We start from the raw sequence: 18,521 nt of genomic DNA, 5'->3' as shown, positions 1-18,521 counted from the left end.
CCACAGACAACCCGCAGACGAACGCGGGCAGGGGTGCAGGGGCCGCAGGCCCCGCAACGGGGTCCGGGGGCACGGCCCCCGGGAAAACCACCTCCACCCCCATCCACCCCCGGAGGGTTTAGGGAAGGGGCGGGGTGGGGGCTCTCAGGCCCGCCAGCGCAACCGCGGTCGCCACCACCCCCACCAACACCACCAGCACCTCCGCCCCCACCACCCCCACCAACCCCGCCCCCACCCCCAACCCCACCGCGTTCGGGACGAACAGCAGCGTCGACGCCGTGGACGCCGTGCGCCCCAGCACCGCGTCCGGGACCGAGCGCTGCACCGCCGTCATCGCGGCCACCAGCACGCACGGCAGGCCGAGCCCGATCCCCGCACTGCACACCAGCGCCACCGCGTCGTACGGAAGGGCCCGCCCGGCCACCGACACGGCGAACACCGCGATGCCCAGGGCGGCGAAGCGGTGGCCCGGCAGGCGGCGCAGCAGCGGGCCCGACAGGAGCCCGGCCGCCACCGAGCCCACCCCCTGCACCGCGTACAGCACGCCCGCATACGCCGCCGAGTGGCCGAGCCGCTCGTCCACCACCGCGTAGATCGCCGCCCCGTTCAGGCCCGCGCACAGCATCGTCGCCCCGCCCGCGAGCACCAGCGGCCGCAGCACCGGCGAGCGCCACACCGTGCGCGCTCCCTCCGCCGTGTCGGCCGTCCAGTGGCCGCCCGGCACCGGCCGCGCCTCCCGCACCCGTATCAGCGCGAAGATCCCCGCCGCCAGCAGAAACGTCACCGCGTCCAGGGCCGCCACCGCCGCCCCGCCGAACCGCGCGTACAGCCCCGCTCCCGCCAGCGGAGCCACCAGTTTCATGCCCTCGTTGGCCGTCATCCGCAGGCCGTTGAAGTCGGCGAGGAGGTCCCGGTCCACGGCCTTGGCCACCAGCGCCGCCTCGGCCGCGTCCTGGACGACGCCGTTCACGCCGTACACCACGAGCACCGTGAACAGGATCCAGATCCGGCCCGCCGAGTCCAGCGCCAGCAGGGACGTCAGCAGGGCCGCCATGGCGATGTTGATCCCCACCAGGAGCGGGCGGCGGCGTACTCGGTCCGCCACCGTTCCCAGCAGGGGCCCCACCAGCGTCGGCGCCCACATGGCGAAGACGGTGAGCGCCGCCAACGTGTCCGATCCGGTCAGCGACTTGGCCCAGATCCCGGCCGTCAGCCACATCGCCGACGACCCGAACCCGGACACCACCACCCCGGTCAGATAAAGGCCCGCGTTGCGGTCCGTCAGTACCCGTACGAGTGGTCCGGCCCGGCCCGCCTTCTCAACTGTCCTGTTCACAGGCGTCAATCTCGCCCGTGAGGCCGTCCCGGCGGATCCGGCGAACTCCTTATTCCCGGACCCGCCGACGCCCTACGACGAGCCCAGCGCCGCCCGCATCATCTTCTGCGCCACCGGCGCCGCCAGGCCGTTGCCGCTCACTTCCGAGCGCGCCGCGCCCGAGTCCTCGATGAGCACGGCCACCGCCACCTCCTTGCCGGTGGAGGAGTCCTTCGCGTACGACGTGAACCAGGCGTACGGCGTCTTGGAGTTGCCCACGCCGTGCTGCGCCGTGCCCGTCTTGCCGCCGACCTCGGCGCCGCGCACCTTGGCGTTGGAGCCGGTGCCGTCCTCGACGACCGTCACCATCGCGGCGCGCAGCTGGCGCGCGGTCTCCGACGACATGATCCGCTTGCCGTCGCCGTCCTTGTAGGACTGGAGGGCCGTGCCGTCCGCGTCCGTCACCTGGGAGACCATATGGGGCGATGCCATGACTCCGTCGTTGGCTATGGCGGCGGACACCATGGCCATCTGGAGCGGCGTGGCCGTCACATCGAACTGGCCGATGCCGGTCAGCGCGGTCTGCGCCTTGTCCATGCCCTTCGGGTACACGCTCGCCGAGGCCCGCACCGGCACGTCCTGCTTGGCGTCGTTGAAGCCGAACTTCTCCGCCATGGCCCGGACCTCGTCCTGGCCCAGCTGGTCCGCCATCTTCGCGAAGACGTTGTTGCACGAGTACTGGAGCGCCGTGCGGATGGTGGCGTTCTCGCACGGGGCGGACGGGTTCTCATTGCTCAGCACGGTCCGGGTGCCGGGCAGGGTGTACGGGTTGGGGCTGTCGGTCTTCGTGTCCACCGACGGATAGAGGCCGTTCTCCAGCGCCGCTGCCGCCACCACCAGCTTGAACGTCGAACCCGGCGGCAGCGGCTGGCGCAGCGCCCGGTTGACCATCGGCTTGTCCGGGTCCTCGGAGAGCGCCTTCCAGGCGTCGCCGTCCGTCGAACCGGCGATCTTCGACGGGTCGTACGACGGCGTCGAGACCATGCCGAGGACGCGGCCGGTCTTCGGGTCGATGGCGACGGCCGCGCCCTTCTTGCTCCCGAGCGCCTCGTAGGCGGCCTTCTGCACCGCCGGGTCGATGGTGGTCAGGACGTTGCCGCCGCGGGCCCGCTCGCCGGTGAGCACCGAGAGCGGGTCCTTCATGCGGGTGTCGGTGCCGTCGAGCACCTTGCCGTAGATCCCCTCCAGCTGGGTCGCCCCGTACACCTGCGAGCTGAAGCCGGTCACCGCCGCGTACAGCTCGCCGTTCTTGTACGTGCGTTTGTACGCGAGGTCACCGCTCGCCGTCCTCTGTGATCCGGTGACCGGGGAGCCGGCCACGATGATGTCCCCGAGCGGGTTCGCGTACTGCGCGATGGTGTTCCGCCGGTTCAGCTTGTCGTCCGCGAGGGCCTGGCCTTTGTAGAACTGCACATAGGTGGCCCGCCCCAGGAGGGCGAGCACCATGAGCAGACAGAAGACCGCGGCGCGCCTGATCGTCTTGTTCATCCCGAGGAGAGGACGAGGCGACTGACGCGAATCGTTCCTTTTGGCCGGTTTTCTCAGGAAGCTCTCATCTGTCGCGCCGCATCCGCCCCGGGGGCTCCCCAGGACAGGACGGCGGACGGGAGTTCAGCGCGCCAGTGTGAGGACGACCTCGTCGATCTCCGCGCCCCGGGCGTTGGCGAAGCCGCGGTCGTGGCCGACGATCTCGAAGCCGCACTTCTGGAGCACCCGGATCGAGCCGGTGTTGTCGGCGGCGGCGCGGGCGTGCAGCGGGCGTTGCGGTACGAGCCCGACCAGCGCCGACAGGGCGGCGGTGGCGATGCCGCGGCCCCAGTGCGCGCGGTCCACCCAGTACGTCACCTCGCGGTGGTCCGGCGGGCCGTAGACCGCCGCGTGGCCCGCCACCTCGCCGTCGGCGAGCACCGTGCGTATCAGGTCGCCCGAGGCGCGGATCCGGGCCCAGTGGGCGTCGAAGCGGACCCGGTCGGTGGGGTCCTCGGCGGCGAAGGCCGCGACCCGCACCGACTCGGGGTCGCTCATGTGCGCGAAGAACACCGGAAGGTCGTCGTCCACCACCTCCCGCAGGACGACGACAGGTCGGGCGTGCGCGGAGGAGGAGACGGTCATGCGTCAGAGCCTACGGGTGGCCAGGGTCAGCCGGTCGCGGGCGTCGAACAGGGCGTCCTTGACCATCTGTTCGTGCGCCGGGGTCAGCCGCGCGACCGGCACCGAGCAGCTGATCGCGTCGCGCGCGGGGGTCCGGTAGGGGATGGCGACGCCGAAGCAGCGCAGCCCCAGCGTGTTCTCCTCGCGGTCCACCGCGTACCCCTGCTCGCGGATCTGGTGCAGCTCCTCGATGAGCTTCTCGCGGTCCGTGATGGTGTGCTCGGTCAGCTGCTGGAGGGTCTCCGGGAGCAGCTTGCGCACCTGCTCGTCGCTGTGGGTGGCGAGCAGCGCCTTGCCCAGCGAGGTCGAGTGCGCGGGCAGCCGGCGGCCGACGCGGGTGAAGGGGCGCAGATAGTGCTGGGACTGGCGGGTGGCGAGGTAGACCACGTTGGTGCCGTCGAGGCGGGCGAGGTGGATGGTCTCCGTGGTGTCGTCGGAGAGCCGGTCCAGGGTGGGCCGGGCGGCCGCGACGACCTCGTCGCCGTCGATGTACGAGGTGCCCACCAGCAGGGCTCGCACCCCGATCCCGTACCGCGTGCCGGTGGCGTCGGTCTCCACCCAGCCGAGCTCCACCAGGGTGCGCAGCAGCATGTAGAGGCTGGACTTCGGATAGCCGACCGCCTCCTGGACCGCCGCGAGGGAGTGCATTCCGGGGCGCCCCGCGAAGTACTCCAGCAATTCCACCGTGCGCACGGCGGACTTGACCTGGGCCCCACCTGTCTCGGCAGCCGACATTCGACCTCGCCCCTTCTTCGTCTGCGCGTCTTGCCAACGCAGAACGCCCGTCAATAGAGTCCAGCATATTCACCAACAGGAACGCTGTTCAGAATACCGAACGAATCCTGGTGGCGGAGCAGGACGGGCAAGGATGACCAGCATGGTCCCGTTCCCGGGCCACGGGCGGGACCGGAAGCCGGAAGGACATCGCGGTGAGCACAGCACCAGTCTGGAGTGTCGACCCCCGTACCGGGAAGCCGCGCGAGGAAGTCGCTTCGGAGGCGACGGAGCACGAGGTCGACGAGGCGGTACGGGCCGCCTGGGCGGCGCGCGGCGCGCTCGCCGACCGGGGCGCACGGGCCGCGCTGCTGCGGACCGCCGCCGAGCTGCTCGACGGGGCCGCGGAGCACGTGGTGGAGGCCGCCGACGCCGAGACGGCCCTCGGGCCGGTCCGGCTCACCGGTGAACTCGCCCGGACCACCGCCCAGTTGCGGGCGTTCGCGGACGTGGTGGACGAGGGCGCGTTCCTGGACGTGCGCATCGACCACGCGGACCCGGACCGCACCCCGCCGTGGCCGGACCTGCGGCGGATGAAGGTGCCGCTGGGGGTGGTCGCGGTGTACTCGGCGTCCAACTTCCCGCTCGCCTTCTCCGTCCCCGGCGGGGACACCGCGAGCGCGCTGGCGGCCGGGTGCCCGGTCGTGGTCAAGGCGCACCCGGCCCACCCGGCCACCTCCGAGCTGTGCGTCTCGCTGCTGCGGCGGGCGGCGGTACGGGTCGGGCTGCCGCCGGACGTGGTGGCGCTGGTCCACGGCTTCGACGCGGGCGTCGCGCTGGTCCGCCACCCGCTGGTCTCGGCGGCGGGCTTCACCGGTTCGGTACGGGGCGGGCGCGCCCTCTTCGACGCGGCGGCGGCCCGGCCGGTGCCGATCCCCTTCCACGGCGAGCTGGGGTCGCTGAACCCGGTCGTGGTCACGCAGGCGGCGGCGGAGGAGCGCGGCGAGGAGATCGGGGCGGGCCTCGGGGCGTCGATGACGCTGGGCGTCGGCCAGTTCTGCACCAAGCCGGGCTTCGTGCTGGTCCCGGCCGGTGCGGGCGGGGACGCGCTGGTGAAGGCGCTGACGGCGGTGGTGGGCGACTCGGAGGCGGGGGTGATGCTCGACCACCGGATGCGGGACGCGTTCGTGGCGGGGGTCGCCGAGCGGGCCGCGCTCGACGGGGTCGGGGCGCCGGTGACGCCCGGGTCCGGCGGGGAGCACACGGTGAGTGCGGGGTTCCTGACGGTGGGGGCGGCCGTGCTGGCCTCTTCGGGGCCGCACGATGTGTTGCTGGAGGAGTGCTTCGGGCCGGTGACGGTGGTGGCGCGGTATGAGCACCCGTCCGAGATCGGAGCGGTGCTCTCGCGGTTGCCGGGGAATCTGACGGCGACGCTTCAGTTGTCGGTGGGGGAGGTGACGGGGGCCGATGGTGGGGCGGCCGCGCTGTTGCTCGCCTCGCTTACGGGCTTGGCGGGGCGTGTCGTGGTGGACGGGTGGCCGACGGGGGTGGCGGTGGCGCCGGCCCAGCACCACGGGGGGCCGTACCCGGCGACGACATCTACGTCCACGTCTGTGGGGGCGACGGCGGTTGAGCGGTGGTTGCGGCCGGTGACGTATCAGAACACGCCGGAGGCGTTGCTTCCGGGGGAGTTGCGGGAGGGGGGTGGGGTGGGGGTGCCGCGCCGGGTGGACGGCCGGTGGGAATCCCCCGCCCCGCCCCTTCCCTAAACCCTCCGGGGGTGGGTGGGGTGGAGGTGGAGGTGGGTTTCCCGGGGGCTGGTCGCGCAGTTCCCCGCGCCCCTAGTGGGCGCCCCGAAGGGGCGCATTTAAGGGGCGCGGGGAACTGCGCGAGCAACCCAGCACGGCCCGCAGACGAACGGGGTCCGGGGGCGCAGCCCCCCGGCCGCCCGCCAGAGGGCTTTCGGGAAGGGGCGGGGTGGGGTCAATCCACCGCGCCAGAGCGGCGTACCGCCGCCCCGTCCTCCCCCGACGCCAACCCCGCGTGGTACAGCCGCAACTCCGTCGCCCCCGCAGCCCCGACCCGAGCCGCGTCCTCCCCCAGCGCCCCCGGCCGACCCCCCATCCCCGCCACCACCGTCAGGTTCGCCGCGAGCACCGCCCCGGACCCCGCGTGCGCCGCGAACGGCCGCAGCAGGTCCGGGCGCCCGGACGCGCAGGGAACCACCACCCCGTCCGCCAGGCCGAACACGACCGCCGGATCCACCCCCACGTTCGCCCCGCACCGATGCACCCGGGGATCCGCGTGCAGCAGCACCTGGAAGCCCGGGGCCGCCGCGGCCCGCACCGCGCCGACCACCTCCTCCTGAAGGGCCCGCGCCACCGCGGCCCGGTACCCGACCGTCGCCTCAAGGAGCGGTCCGGCCCCCGGGGACGGCGCCCCGCGCCACACCGGCTCCAGCGCCCCCCGCACCGCCCCCGCCAGCCGCTCCGCGTCCAGGCCCGACTCCCCGTACCCCCGTCGGCACACGCCGCAGAAGCACAGCGACATCAGGTACTGGGCCGTGTCGTCAAGCGCCACCCCCGCGATCTTGTCGTGGGCGTGCAGGTGCGCCAGGCCGTACCAGCCGCAGGACTCCAGTTCCGTCCCGCGCGCCCCGGGCCGTACCGCCGCCTCCGCCGCCAGGGCGACCAGGTACGCGCGGACCTCCGGCCGCGCTATGCAGGGCGCCCAGGGGTAGCGGTCGCCGTACGCGTTGACCACCGAGGTCTCCGGATGCTCCGCGCCCAGGCGGGAGTTGTGGGCGAGGACGACCCAGGAGTGGACGTCCAGGCCGACCGCCGCGAGCGCCTCGGCGGCCTCGCCGTACGCGTCCCCCGGCGCCCACCGCCCGGCGGCGTACGGCCGCAGCGCACGGCCGGACCAGCGCCGTTCGCCGACGGGGTACAGGACCGCCGCGTGCTCGGCCGTGACCACCCGGTGCCGCGGGTGGTGCGGGGTGAGGGCCCGGGTCGAGTGGTAGGCGGCGGCGAGCGTCACCTGCCGGACCCCGAGGGCGGCGATCCGCGCGGGCGCCTCCGGGTCGCCGATGACGTCCCAGGGGTAGAGGAACGCCGACGCCTTCACGCTCCCGCCCCGTCCGCCCCGTCCCCCTCGACGGGCTCCAGCAGCGAGCGCCCCCGCTCGATCAGCGCGGCCAGCTGCTTGACGTGGGCCGCGTCGGGCTCGCTCAGCGGCGGCCGCACCTCGCCGACCTCCAGGCCCGCCAGCCGTACACCCGCCTTGACCAGCGAGACGGCGTATCCGCGGCCCTGGTTGCGCAGCTCGACCAGCGGCACGTAGAAGCCGTCCAGGAGGCGGTTCACGGTGGCGTCGTCGCCGGTGTCGAGCGCCCGGTGGAAGGCGAGCGCGATGTCCGGGGCGAAGCAGAAGACCGCCGACGAGTAGAGCGTGACGCCGATGCCCCGGTAGGCGAGGCCGGTGAGCTCGGCCGTGGGCAGGCCGTTGAAGTAGAGGAACTCGTGGTCGGGCACCTCCCGGCGCACCGTGCTGACGATCCGCTGCATCAGGTCGAGGTCCCCGATGCCGTCCTTGAGGCCGATGACGCCGTCGGTCCGGGCGAGTTCGACGACCGTCGCGGGGGTGAGGACCGCGTTGTCTCGCTGGTAGACGATGACGTCGAGGGAGGTGGCGGCGGCGAGCGCGGTGTAGTGGCGCAGCAGCCCCTCCTGGTCGGCGACGACGAGGTACGGCGGCAGGGCGAGCAGCCCGTCGGCGCCCGCGTCCTCGGCGAGCCCGGCGTACTGGATCGCGAGGGCCGTCCCGTATCCCGCGCCGGCCACCACCGGGACGCGCCCCGCGGCCTCCTCGACGGCGGCGGCCACGCACGCGTGGAACTCCTCCGGGGTGAGCGCGTGGAACTCGCCCGTGCCGCAGCAGGCGAACACCGCGGCCGCGCCCGCGTCGATGCCGCTCCTCACATGCGCGCGGAAGGCGTCGAGGTCGAGGCCGCCGTCCGGCCCGAAGGGGGTGACCGGGAAGAAGAGGAGACCGTCCAGGCGGGCGGCGAGCGGGGAAGGGTTCTTGGGCGTCACAGGCGCTCCCAGGGCAAGGCCGTCGTGCACAATTCTGATCGGCGTCTATGTTTCTGAACGCCGCCACGCTAGGGCAGCGCCGTGACGACGGTCAAGACGCGCAACCCCGGCGCGCGGGTGTTTTCCGTACAGCTGACACCTCCGCCGCCATGGCGCCGTCAGGGGCTCCACGCCACACTTGACGGGGTCGGCGACCGCTCCCTAGCGTGTCCACGCATATGAATGGCATCCATGATGGTGTCCATCCGGCCCGCACGGCCGCCCATCCCACCCGTCCCGCCCGCGCACCGAGGAGACCCCCATGCCCGCTCCCCGCACCGTCCTGCTCACCGGCGCCGCCGGCGGACTCGGCACCCTGATGCGCGGGCTGCTCCCGGCGTACGGCTACGACCTGCGCCTTCTCGACACCCGGGCGATCCCCGGGGAGCCGGACGCGATCACCGCGGACCTGGGCGACCGGGGCGCGCTGCGGGAGGCGGTCCGGGGCGTCGACGCGGTCCTGCACCTGGCGGGCATCTCGCTGGAGTCCACCTTCGACAAGATCCTGCGGGCCAACATCGAGGGCACGTACAACCTCTACGAGGCCGCGCGCGAGGAGGGCGTCGCGCGCGTGGTCTTCGCCTCCTCCAACCACGCGGTCGGCTTCACCCCGCGCCCGCGCGGCGAGGCGCCGCTGATGCCGGACGCCCTGATCCCGGTCGACACGCCCCGCCGCCCCGACACCCTCTACGGCCTCTCCAAGTCGTTCGGCGAGGATCTGGCCCAGTTCTACTGGGACAAGTACGGCCTGGAGAGCGTCTCGGTGCGGATCGGCTCGTGCTTCATGGAGCCCGCCTCGGTGCGGATGCTCTCGATCTGGATGAGCCCCGGCGACGGCGCCCGGCTCTTCCACGCGGCCCTCACCGCCGAGGACGTCGGCCACACCGTGGTCTACGGCTCCTCCGCCAACACCCGGCTGTGGTGGGACCTCTCGTCGGCGCGGGCGCTCGGGTACGAGCCGCGGGACGACTCCGAGCAGTACGCCGAGAAGCTGATCGCCGAGCAGGGCGAGCTCGACCCCGACGACCCGGGCGACTCCTGCCTCGGCGGCCACTTCACCACCGACCCGCCGGTGTGGCCGTACTGAACCCGGGGGCGGGTGACGCGCGTCCCCGATCGTTCACGAATTGGCGGGACGTTCAAGGAACCGTAAAGCCGTGCCGCTCGTTCCCGGGACATGACCGCAATGACACCTGGCTCGAACCTTCCGCTCCCGGCCGCCCGCGTGGCGGTGGACGTCGCCGCTCCGGTGCGGCTCGACGTGTCGGGCCTGTTGCTCACCGCCGACGGCAAGGTGCGCTCGGACGACGACTTCATCTTCTACAACCAGCCCTCGGGCCCCGGTGTCACCTACCGGTCCGGCGGCGGCACCGCCCCGGACGCGATCGTGGTGGACACGTCGGCGGTGCCGCCCGGCATCGAGAAGATCGTGGTCACCGCCAGCCCCGACGCCGCGGGCCAGACCTTCCAGGGCATCGAGCCCACCGCCACGCTGCGCAACGCCGACGACGGCAGCGTGATCGCCACCTTCACCCCGCCGCAGCTCGGCGGCGAGACCGCGCTGGTCGTCATGGAGGTCTATCTGCGCGGCGGCGCCTGGAAGGCCCGCGCGGTGGGCCAGGGGTACGCGAACGGACTGGCGGGCATCGCCACCGACTTCGGCGTCACGGTCGAGGAGCCCCCGGCCGCCGCGCCCGCCCCCGTCGCACCGGCCCCGGTCGCCCCCGTGGCCGCACCTCCGATGCCCGCCGCTCCCCCGGCCCCTGCTCCGGCCGCGCCCGCCGCCGCGCCGAGCGGGAAGATCAACCTCGACAAGGGCCGCGTCAGCCTCCAGAAGAACCAGACGGTGTCGCTGGTCAAGGGCGGCCGCCCGCTGCTCTCCCAGGTCAAGATGGGCCTCGGCTGGGAGCCCGCGTTCCGCGGCAAGGACATCGACCTGGACGCCTCGGTGATCGCGTACGGGCCGCAGCGCAACCACCTGGACAGCTGCTACTTCGGCAAGCTCTCGATCCTGGGCGGCGCGGTCAAGCACTCGGGCGACAACCTCACGGGTGAGGGCGCGGGCGACGACGAGGTGATCGTCGTCGACCTGGGCCGCATCCCGGCGGAGGCGACGGGCCTGGTCTTCACGGTGAACTCGTTCTCCGGCCAGAAGTTCACCGAGGTCGCCAAGGCGTACTGCCGGCTGATCGACGGAGCGACCGGCGAGGAGCTGGTCCGCTTCGACCTGACGACCGCCGAGCCGCAGACGGGCGTGATGATGGCCAAGTTGATCAAGCAGTTCTCCGGCGAGTGGGAGATGACGGCGCTGGGGAACTTCGTGAAGTCCCGGACGGTGCGCGGGATGGTGAAGCCGTCGGCCGAGGCGCTCTGACCTCTACAGGAAACGGCCCGAGACGACCGGGGCCCGTCACCCGCCGCACACGCGGGTGACGGGCCCCGCGCGTTCCCGCGACGCAACCCGACACCGGCCACCTCTTGTTGGGATCCCACAACCTCCCCTGGACAAAACGATCCGTTCGGCCCCTCCCCGCGCCCGCCCGCGACTGGCAGGGTCGAGGGCATGAACGATCATGAAGACGTAGTGGTGACCGGACTCGGCGCGATCACCCCGCTCGGCGCGGATGCCGCGTCCACCTGGTCCGGTCTGCTCACCGGCAAGTCCGGGGTGTCCCTGCTCACCAAGGAGTGGGCGGCGGGCCTGCCGGTCCGGGTCGCGGCGGGCCTGTCCGTCCACCCGGTCTCGCTGCTCGACCGGGTGGAGGCGCGGCGCCTTGACCGATGTGAACAACTGGCGCTGATCAGCTCCCGCGAGGCCTGGCGGGACGCGGGCACCCCCGAGGTCGAGCCCGAGCGGCTGGCGGTGGTGATCGGCACCGGCACCGGTGGCGTACTGACCACGCTGGGCCAGGACGACACGTACGAGAAGAGCGGCGCGCGCAGGCTCTCGCCGTACGCCGTGCCGATGCTGATGCCCAACGGCCCGGCGGCCTGGGTCTCCATGGACCTGGGCGCGCGGGGCGGGGCGCGCACGCCCGTGAGCGCCTGCGCGTCCGGCGCCGAGGCCATCGCGATGGGGCTCGACCTGATCCGCGCGGGCCGGGCCGACGTGGTGGTCGCGGGCGGCACGGAGGCCTGTCTGCACCCGTTCACGCTCGCCGCGTTCGCGCAGATGAAGGCGCTGTCGCCGCAGGAGCACGACCCCGAGGCGGTGTCCCGGCCGTTCGACGCGGACCGCAGCGGCTTCGTGATGGGCGAGGGCGCGGGCGTACTCGTCCTGGAGCGGGCCTCCTTCGCGCGGGCGCGGCGGGCGCGGGTGTACGGGGCGGTGGCGGGGGCGGCCGTGACCTCCAGCGCCGACCACATCACCGCCTCCGACGTGGCGGGCCAGGTCCGGGCGATCGAAACGGCGCTGCGGGACGCCGACTTGGGCCCCGCCGACATCGGCGTGGTGCACGCGCACGCCACGTCGACGCCGTCGGGCGACCTGGCCGAGGCGGACGCGGTGGCGCGGGCGATCGGCACCCACCCGGTGGTCACCGCGACCAAGTCGATGACCGGCCACATGCTCGGCGCGTCCGGGGCGGTGGGGGCGATGGCGGCCCTGCTCGCCCTGCACGAGGGCACGGTCCCGGCCACGCGCAACCTGGACCGGCTGGACCCGGCGGTGGAGCTCGACGTGGCGGCGGGCACGAACCGCACCGGCGCGTGGGACGCGGCGCTCGCCAACTCCTTCGGCTTCGGGGGCCACAACGTGAGCCTGGTCCTGAAGCGGTCCTGACTGGCGGGGGCCAGGTACTTCGTCTGCGGCCCGGTGGGGGCTGGTCGCGCAGTTCCCCGCGCCCCTAAAAGCGCCCCTCCGGGCCGCCCCCCAGGATGCCGCGCAGCGGCATTCAAGGGGCGCGGGGAACTGCGCGAGCAACCCAGCACGATCCGCAGACGAACGGGGTCCGGGGGCGGAGCCCCCCGGCCGCCCGCCAGAGGGCTTCAGGGAAGGGGCGGGGTGGGGGCGCAACCAGGGGCGGCCCCCCGCGCGTCGCACATGCTGACGGTCGTCAGGGGAGGTGCGGTGCGGGAGATCGGCGGGTACCGCCTCGTCGCGCTGCTCGGCGACGGCGGCATGGGCCAAGTACACCTCGCCCGCGCCGCCTCCGGCAGGCTCGTCGCGCTGAAGACCGTGCACCCGCACCTCGCCGCCGACCCCCGCTTCCGCGAGCGCTTCCGCCGCGAGGTGGCGGCCGCCAGAGCGGTGGACGGCCCGTACACCGCCGGCGTGCTCGCGGCCGACCCGGACGCCGAACCCCCGTGGCTGGCCACGGCGTACGCCGCCGGCCCCGCCCTCTCCGAGGCCGTCTCCGCGCTCGGCCCCCTCGGCCCCCGCCAGCTCGCCGCGCTCGGCGCCCTGCTGGCGGAGGCGCTGGCCGCCGTACACGCCGCGCACCTCGTCCACCGCGACCTCAAGCCCGCGAATGTGATCGTGACCCGGGACGGCCCGAAGGTCATCGACTTCGGGATCGCCAAGGGGACCACGGAAGAGGAGGAGGGGGAGGCGCTCACCCGTTCCAGCGAGACCCTCGGCTCCCCCGGCTTCATCGCCCCCGAACAGCTCGCCCGCCAGGGCGAACCCGGACCCCCCGCCGACGTCTTCGCGCTCGGCGGGCTGCTCGCGCTCTGCGCCACCGGCCGCAACCCGTTCGGCGCGGGCAGCGCCCCGCAGGTCCTGTACCGCACGCTCCACGAGGAGCCGGACCTCGACGGCGTACCGGGGGACGACTGGCGGGAGTTCCTCGGCCGGTGTCTGGCGCGCGAGCCCGCCGACCGGCCCGCCGTCGCCGAGGTCCTGGCGTGGTGCGCCGGGCGCAGCGCCCCCGAGCCCTGGTGGGAGCAGGAGCCGGTCACCGGGCTGATACGCCAGCACGAGGAAGCCACGGCCGAGTTGATCGAGGCGGCGCCGGCCGTGGCCGACGTGGAGCCGCCCGCCCGCGCCTCCCGCCGCCGCTTCCTCCTCTGGTCCGCCTCCGGCGCCGTCGCCGCGGCCGGAATCTCGACCGCGGTCGCACTCGGCAAGGACGAGAGCGGAAGCGCCGAGCGCCCCGCACCCACCCCCTACCCCCGGGGCCGCGCCCTCTGGACCCGTGACCTCGGCCCCACCCAGTACGGCGGCGCCCTGATCCGCCACGGCGACGCCCTCTACGTCCACGACAACGCCTCCCTCACCCGCCTCGACCCCGCCACCGGCGCCGTCCGCTGGCAGCGGGACGCCAAGGGCGTCAGCCAGGTCGTGCCGCACGGCAAGGACGTCGTCCACGTCGTACGCACCGAGCTCGCCGGCGCACCGACCCTCGCCGCGCTCGACGCCGCCACCGGCGACACCCGCTGGGAGACCCGCGATCCCCGGCTCGAAGGGCTGCGGCCGCGCACCTCGCTCCTGCCCGACGACGTCGAACTGGAGGGCTCCCGGGGCATGTTCGCGCTCGGCGACGCGGTCGCGTGCTTCGTGACGTACGAGTCGTACGACACCGAATGGTCGCGGCGCGCCGGGCGGAAGCGGCCCTGGCGGGCGTACGGCTACGACCCGGCGACCGGCGAGGGGCTCTGGTACCACGAGGGCACGGCCGCCGGGGTGACGGCGGTGCGGTACGCGGGCGGGCGGTTCGCGGTCGCGGCGTCCGTCCACGCCCGGTCGGACGAGCCGGAGCAGCTCAAGGTCCTCGCACGGGAGCCGCTCCACGTGCTGCGGGCCTCCGACGGCCGTCCGGAGACGACCATCACGGGCGGCGCGCTGCGGCCGGACGCCCATCCGGGGGCCACCGGCACGGGCTACTTCGCGCTCGGCGAGGCGGTCAGCGCCGTCGATCTGGCGGCCCGGACCACACTGTGGTCCCGGGGCGTCACCGGCTCGGTGTCCGTGACGCCGACGGCCACCGGCGGCCTGGTGCACGCCGCTTCGCACTCGGAGGTGAGCGCGCTGGACGCGACCACCGGCCGCACCCGCTGGCTGCGCACGGACGTACGGCGGCTCACCGACGCACCCCACGCGTCGCCGCCACCGCTGCTCTCCGAGGGGCGGCTGTACGTCACCGGCCCGGAGCCGGGCAGCGACCAGCTCGCGCTGGGCGGGCCGAAGTGGGGGCTGCACGCGCTGGACCCGGCGACGGGGAAGCTGGTGTGGGCCGTGCCGTTCGAGGGCCGCGACGACCTGCTCGGGTGCGCCGGAGGCGGACTGGTGCACGTGTGCGTCGGCTCGGTCCTCACCACCTTCCGCGGCCCGGACGGCGCCGCGTGACGGACCCGCTGCTCGCCTCGGATCCGCGCCGGCTGGGCGGGATCCGCCTCCTCGGCCGGCTCGGCGCGGGCGGGATGGGGCAGGTGTACCTCGGGCGTACGCCGGGCGGGCGGCTCGTCGCCGTGAAGACCGTCCACGAGCACCTCGCGGACGACCCGCACTACCGGGAGCGGTTCCGGCGCGAGGCGGCCGCCGCGCGGGCCGTGACGGGCGCGCACACCGCCCCGGTCCTGGACGCCGATCCCGACTCGCCGGTGCCGTGGCTGGCCACGGCGTTCCTGCCGGGCGTGACGCTGGGCCGGGCCGTGGCGGCGGCCGGTGCGCTGCGGCCGGCCGCGGTGCGGGCGCTGGGCGCGGCCCTCGCCGAGGCGCTCACCGCGATCCACGCGGCGGGTCTGGTGCACCGCGATCTGAAGCCGTCGAACGTGCTGGTGACGGCGGACGGGCCGCGCGTCATCGACTTCGGCATCGCCCGGGCGGCGCACGGACAGGCGCTGACGGAGGCCGGGGCGATCATCGGGACGCCGGGCTATCTGGCCCCGGAGCTGATCGCCGGGGACGGCCCGCCCGCGACGGCCGCCGCCGACGTGTTCGCGCTGGGCGCGGTGCTGGCGTTCGCGGCGACCGGCCGGAGCCCGTTCGGCACCGGCACGGTCGCGATCCTGCTGTTCCGCACGGTCCACGAAGAGCCCGAACTGTCCGGCGTCCCGCGCGCGTCGGGGCTGCGGGAGCTGGTGGAGCGCTGTCTGGACAAGGATCCCTCGGCCCGTCCGACCGTACGGACCGTGCTGCGGGCGCTGCGCGATCCCCGGCCCCCGCTGTGGTGGCGCGAGGAGCCCGTGCGGTCGCTGGTCCTCACCGACGAGCCGGTGCCGGAGCCGCAGGACGCGCCGCCGCCGACCGTACGGGAACCGGTGGCCGGTCCCGTACGCGCGCGGCGCGGCCGGGCGGTGGCCCGGCGGGGCCTGCTGCTCGCGGGCGGCGGCGGGCTCGCCGGGCTCTTCGGGTACGCGCTGCTGCGGCCCGCCCCGCACGGCGGCGGATCCGGGACGTCGTGGGACCCGGTGGTGCGCACGGGCGCGGCGGCGGGCGGAGCGCGCTGGACTCTGGAGCCGAGGAGCGGCGAGGTGGACGCGCTCCTGGTGGCCGGGGCGTCCCTGCTGGTGCACGGCACCGACGCGGTGGGCTCGTCGTCCGGCGTGGTCGAGGCGCGCGCGGGCGCCGACGGGACACCGGTCTGGCGGCGGAAGGCGGACGGGAAGGCGAGCGGCTGGTGGGGCACGTCCGCCGGGCTGCTGCTCGCGCCGGACCTGGGACTCCCGGCCGTCGCCCTCGCGACGGGCACCGTCCGCGTGAGGAAACCCCAACTGGCGCCCACCCTTGGCTGGTTCACGTCGACGGACGGGCTCCTGCTCGACTCGTACGCGGAGACGAGCTCCGAGTGGCGTACCCGGGCCACCGACCCGGCAACCGGCGCCGTCCGCTGGACCACCCCGCCGGGCCCGGCGACCGTGGCGCCCGCCGTGCTCGGCGACGCGCTCCTGCTCGCCCCGGTGCCCGGCTCTTCGACGCGGCTGCGGTGCGTGGGCGTGAAGGACGGCGCGGAGCGGTGGACGTATCCGCTCGCGGCGGGCGACGGGGGCGCGCTGGCGGTGTGCGCGCTGCCGGAGGGGTTCGCGGTGCTCACGACGACGGGCAAGGTGCACCTCGTCGGCCCGGACGGCCGGGCGGCCCGCCCCGTACAAACGCTCGCGCACCCGGACCTCCCGGCCGGGTCCACCGCGCTGGCCCAGTCGGCCGGGAAGCTGCTGATCGCCGCCGGGAACAGGCTGTACGGCCCCGATGTACGCGCCCCCTGGTCGCGGCCCACCCTGGGGCTCGACGCGAGCTGGCCCAAACGGCTCGGCGGGGCCCGCACGCCGGTCACGGGCGGCGGCCTGCTGCTGCACTGGCGGGACGCGGGCACCCTGGAGGCGGTGGCCCCGGTGACCGGCGGGGTCCGCTGGACCGCACCGGTCGGCGGCGGGGTCGCCCAGATCCCGCCGGTGGTGGCGGGCCCGCTGGTCTACGCGGCGGCGGGCAGCACCTGCACCGCCCTGCGCCTCACCGACGGCCGGGCACTGCGGAGTTGGCCGCTGCCGGACCGGGTGAGCGAGCTCGCGGCGGACGAGGCGGGCTGGTACGCCCGTATCGGCAAGGCGTCGATACGGGCGTACGACAGGCCCTCGGTCTAACGGGGCTGACGACGCCAGGGGCCGGTGATCGCGAGCATGATGCCCGGATCCTGGATGTTGGCGAACAGGGTCCGGCCGTCGGGCGAGAACGTCACCCCGGTGAACTCGCTGTACTCCGGGGCCTGTTCGGTGCCCTGGTTGAGCTCGTTGCGGGCGATCGGATACGTACGCCCGGAGTCGGTCGCGCCGAACAGGTGCTGGATCCCCTCACCGTCCTCGGCGATGACCAGACCCCCGTACGGCGAGACCGTGATGTTGTCCGGGCCGTCGAAGGCGCCGTCCTGGCCGGGCGCGGGGTTGACGCCGAGCAGCACCTTCAGCGTGAGGGTGCGGCGGCGCGGGTCGTAGAACCACACCTGGCCGTCGTGCTGGACCGGGGACTCCTCGCGGGCGTACGAGGAGACGATGTACGCGCCGCCGTCGCCCCACCACATGCCCTCCAGCTTGCGGGCGCGGGTGACGTCCTGGCCGGTGAACTGCTTGCGCACGGAGGTGGTGCGGGCGTCTCGGTCGGGCACGTCGACCCAGTCGACCCCGTACACCGTGCCGATCTTCGTGGCGCGGGAGAGGTCGTCGACGAACCGGCCGCCCGCGTCGAAGCACCTGGTGGCCTGGAGGACCCCGGCGTCGTCGGCCAGCGCGCGCAGCCGGCCGCGGCCGTGCTTGAAGCCGTGCGGCGGGGTCCAGCGGTAGAGCAGTCCGTTGGGCCCGGCGGCGTCCTCGGTCAGGAAGAGGTGGCCGCGCCGGGGGTCGACGACGACGGCCTCGTGGGCGTACCGGCCGAGCGCCTTGAGGGGCTTGGGGGCGCGGTTGGCGCGCCGGTCGTAGGGGTCGACCTCGAAGACGTAGCCGTGGTCCTTGGTCATCCCGTTGGAGCCCGCCTTGTCCTCGGTCTCCTCGCAGGTCAGCCAGGTGCCCCAGGGGGTGGCGCCGCCCGCGCAGTTGGTGGAGGTGCCGGCGATGCCGACCCACTCCGCGACCGGGCCGCCGTGCGGGTGCACCTCGACGACGGTGCAGCCGCCGGACGCGGCCGGGTCGTACACCAGGCCCTCGGTGAGCGGCACCGGGCGCGGCCAGTTCTTGCGCGGGCCCCTCAGCTCGTGGTTGTTGACGAGCAGGGTGGCGCCGCGCGGCCCTTCGAAGGCGGCGGTGCCGTCGTGGTTGGACGGGGTGGTCTCGCCGGACTCCAGCTCGGTGACGCCGCTGTGGGTGACGATCCGGTACGAGAAGCCCTTCGGCAGGGCGAGTATGCCCTTGGGGTCGGGCAGCAGCGGGCCGTAGCCCGGCTCGTGGTGCCCGTGTCCGTGCCCGGCGCCGTACGCGTCCTCGGCGGCCAGCGCGCCCGGCGCCGTGGCCAGCGCCCCGACGGATCCGGTGAGGGCGACCCCGGCACCGGTGAGGGCGGAATTCCTGGCGAACTCCCTGCGGCTGAGCGACATCGCGGGTCTCCTGACGGGGGGTTGCGGAGAGGTGGGGGGCGGGGCCAGGGTCCCGGGGATGGGCAAACACCGCAATAACACGGGGTGTCGCCCACGCCAACTCCCTTGCCCCCGGGGCCGCCCTTCGCCTGCGGCCCGGTGGTGGGCTGAGCGCGCAGTTCCCCGCGCCCCTAAAAATGCCGCTGCGCG

Annotated in this window: 13 protein-coding genes; 6 read left to right on the top strand and 7 right to left on the bottom strand. The window is 74.3% G+C overall.

Translation table 11 applies throughout. The annotated features are described in order from the left end of the window. Positions 1 to 118 precede the first annotated feature (118 nt). The 4 genes from QIY60_RS22215 to QIY60_RS22200 form a co-directional block, all read right to left on the bottom strand. Positions 119 to 1,336 (bottom strand): MFS transporter, encoded by a 1,218-nt coding sequence (locus QIY60_RS22215; RefSeq protein WP_283144020.1) that lies wholly within the window; start codon positions 1,334 to 1,336, stop codon positions 119 to 121. Positions 1,337 to 1,408: 72 nt separating this feature from the next. After that, positions 1,409 to 2,863: a penicillin-binding protein 2 gene (locus tag QIY60_RS22210; protein WP_283144019.1), complete on the bottom strand. Its 1,455-nt coding sequence runs from the start codon at positions 2,861 to 2,863 to the stop codon at positions 1,409 to 1,411. A 123-nt stretch (positions 2,864 to 2,986) separates the two neighbouring features. Beyond that, the gene (locus QIY60_RS22205; protein ID WP_283144018.1) at positions 2,987 to 3,487 is read right to left on the bottom strand and encodes a GNAT family N-acetyltransferase; all 501 of its coding nucleotides are present in this window, start codon (positions 3,485 to 3,487) and stop codon (positions 2,987 to 2,989) included. A 3-nt stretch (positions 3,488 to 3,490) separates the two neighbouring features. Further along, a complete protein-coding gene (locus QIY60_RS22200) occupies positions 3,491 to 4,261 on the bottom strand; it encodes an IclR family transcriptional regulator (protein WP_101387738.1) in 771 nt (256 codons plus the stop codon). Between the two features lie 194 nt (positions 4,262 to 4,455). Here QIY60_RS22200 and QIY60_RS22195 point away from each other — a divergent pair, with 194 nt between their 5' ends. Beyond that, positions 4,456 to 6,009, top strand: a complete 1,554-nt coding sequence (locus tag QIY60_RS22195) for an aldehyde dehydrogenase (NADP(+)) (RefSeq protein ID WP_283144017.1) — start codon at positions 4,456 to 4,458, stop codon at positions 6,007 to 6,009. A gap of 214 nt (positions 6,010 to 6,223) precedes the next feature. Here QIY60_RS22195 and QIY60_RS22190 read toward each other — a convergent pair whose 3' ends face one another. Both QIY60_RS22190 and QIY60_RS22185 read right to left on the bottom strand, forming a co-directional pair. After that, positions 6,224 to 7,366: a hypothetical protein gene (locus QIY60_RS22190; protein ID WP_283144016.1), complete on the bottom strand. Its 1,143-nt coding sequence runs from the start codon at positions 7,364 to 7,366 to the stop codon at positions 6,224 to 6,226. Further along, the gene (locus tag QIY60_RS22185; protein WP_283144015.1) at positions 7,363 to 8,334 is read right to left on the bottom strand and encodes a 5-dehydro-4-deoxyglucarate dehydratase; all 972 of its coding nucleotides are present in this window, start codon (positions 8,332 to 8,334) and stop codon (positions 7,363 to 7,365) included. The genes QIY60_RS22190 and QIY60_RS22185 overlap by 4 nt, the downstream gene beginning before the upstream one ends. 301 nt (positions 8,335 to 8,635) lie before the next feature. Here QIY60_RS22185 and QIY60_RS22180 point away from each other — a divergent pair, with 301 nt between their 5' ends. From QIY60_RS22180 to QIY60_RS22160, 5 genes are all read left to right on the top strand, one after another. After that, positions 8,636 to 9,460, top strand: coding sequence for an NAD(P)-dependent oxidoreductase (locus QIY60_RS22180; RefSeq protein WP_283144014.1), 825 nt, complete (start codon positions 8,636 to 8,638; stop codon positions 9,458 to 9,460). A gap of 90 nt (positions 9,461 to 9,550) precedes the next feature. Beyond that, complete coding sequence (locus QIY60_RS22175; protein ID WP_283144013.1) at positions 9,551 to 10,747, top strand: TerD family protein; 1,197 nt, start codon at positions 9,551 to 9,553, stop codon at positions 10,745 to 10,747. Between the two features lie 189 nt (positions 10,748 to 10,936). Then, complete coding sequence (locus QIY60_RS22170; protein WP_283144012.1) at positions 10,937 to 12,154, top strand: beta-ketoacyl-[acyl-carrier-protein] synthase family protein; 1,218 nt, start codon at positions 10,937 to 10,939, stop codon at positions 12,152 to 12,154. Between the two features lie 288 nt (positions 12,155 to 12,442). After that, complete coding sequence (locus QIY60_RS22165; protein ID WP_283144011.1) at positions 12,443 to 14,659, top strand: PQQ-binding-like beta-propeller repeat protein; 2,217 nt, start codon at positions 12,443 to 12,445, stop codon at positions 14,657 to 14,659. Further along, complete coding sequence (locus tag QIY60_RS22160) at positions 14,656 to 16,893, top strand: serine/threonine-protein kinase (RefSeq protein WP_283144010.1); 2,238 nt, start codon at positions 14,656 to 14,658, stop codon at positions 16,891 to 16,893. The genes QIY60_RS22165 and QIY60_RS22160 overlap by 4 nt, the downstream gene beginning before the upstream one ends. Here the strand turns inward: QIY60_RS22160 and QIY60_RS22155 are convergent. After that, complete coding sequence (locus QIY60_RS22155) at positions 16,890 to 18,332, bottom strand: alkaline phosphatase PhoX (RefSeq protein ID WP_283144009.1); 1,443 nt, start codon at positions 18,330 to 18,332, stop codon at positions 16,890 to 16,892. The genes QIY60_RS22160 and QIY60_RS22155 overlap by 4 nt on opposite strands. Positions 18,333 to 18,521: the final 189 nt, after the last annotated feature.

The organism is Streptomyces sp. BPTC-684 (assembly GCF_030028635.1).
GTDB classification, from domain to species: Bacteria; Actinomycetota; Actinomycetes; order Streptomycetales; family Streptomycetaceae; genus Streptomyces; species Streptomyces noboritoensis.
This window is presented reverse-complemented; position numbering and strand designations above follow the sequence as displayed.

What these genes read in the sequence shown, in the direction of transcription:
- QIY60_RS22210 (WP_283144019.1), bottom strand. Translation starts at nt 2,863, where the DNA reads ATGAACAAGACGATCAGGCGCGCCGCGGTCTTCTGTCTGCTCATGGTG.
- QIY60_RS22205 (WP_283144018.1), bottom strand. Translation starts at nt 3,487, where the DNA reads ATGACCGTCTCCTCCTCCGCGCACGCCCGACCTGTCGTCGTCCTGCGG.
- QIY60_RS22200 (WP_101387738.1), bottom strand. Translation starts at nt 4,261, where the DNA reads ATGTCGGCTGCCGAGACAGGTGGGGCCCAGGTCAAGTCCGCCGTGCGC.
- QIY60_RS22180 (WP_283144014.1), top strand. Translation starts at nt 8,636, where the DNA reads ATGCCCGCTCCCCGCACCGTCCTGCTCACCGGCGCCGCCGGCGGACTC.
- QIY60_RS22175 (WP_283144013.1), top strand. Translation starts at nt 9,551, where the DNA reads ATGACCGCAATGACACCTGGCTCGAACCTTCCGCTCCCGGCCGCCCGC.
- QIY60_RS22170 (WP_283144012.1), top strand. Translation starts at nt 10,937, where the DNA reads ATGAACGATCATGAAGACGTAGTGGTGACCGGACTCGGCGCGATCACC.
- QIY60_RS22155 (WP_283144009.1), bottom strand. Translation starts at nt 18,332, where the DNA reads ATGTCGCTCAGCCGCAGGGAGTTCGCCAGGAATTCCGCCCTCACCGGT.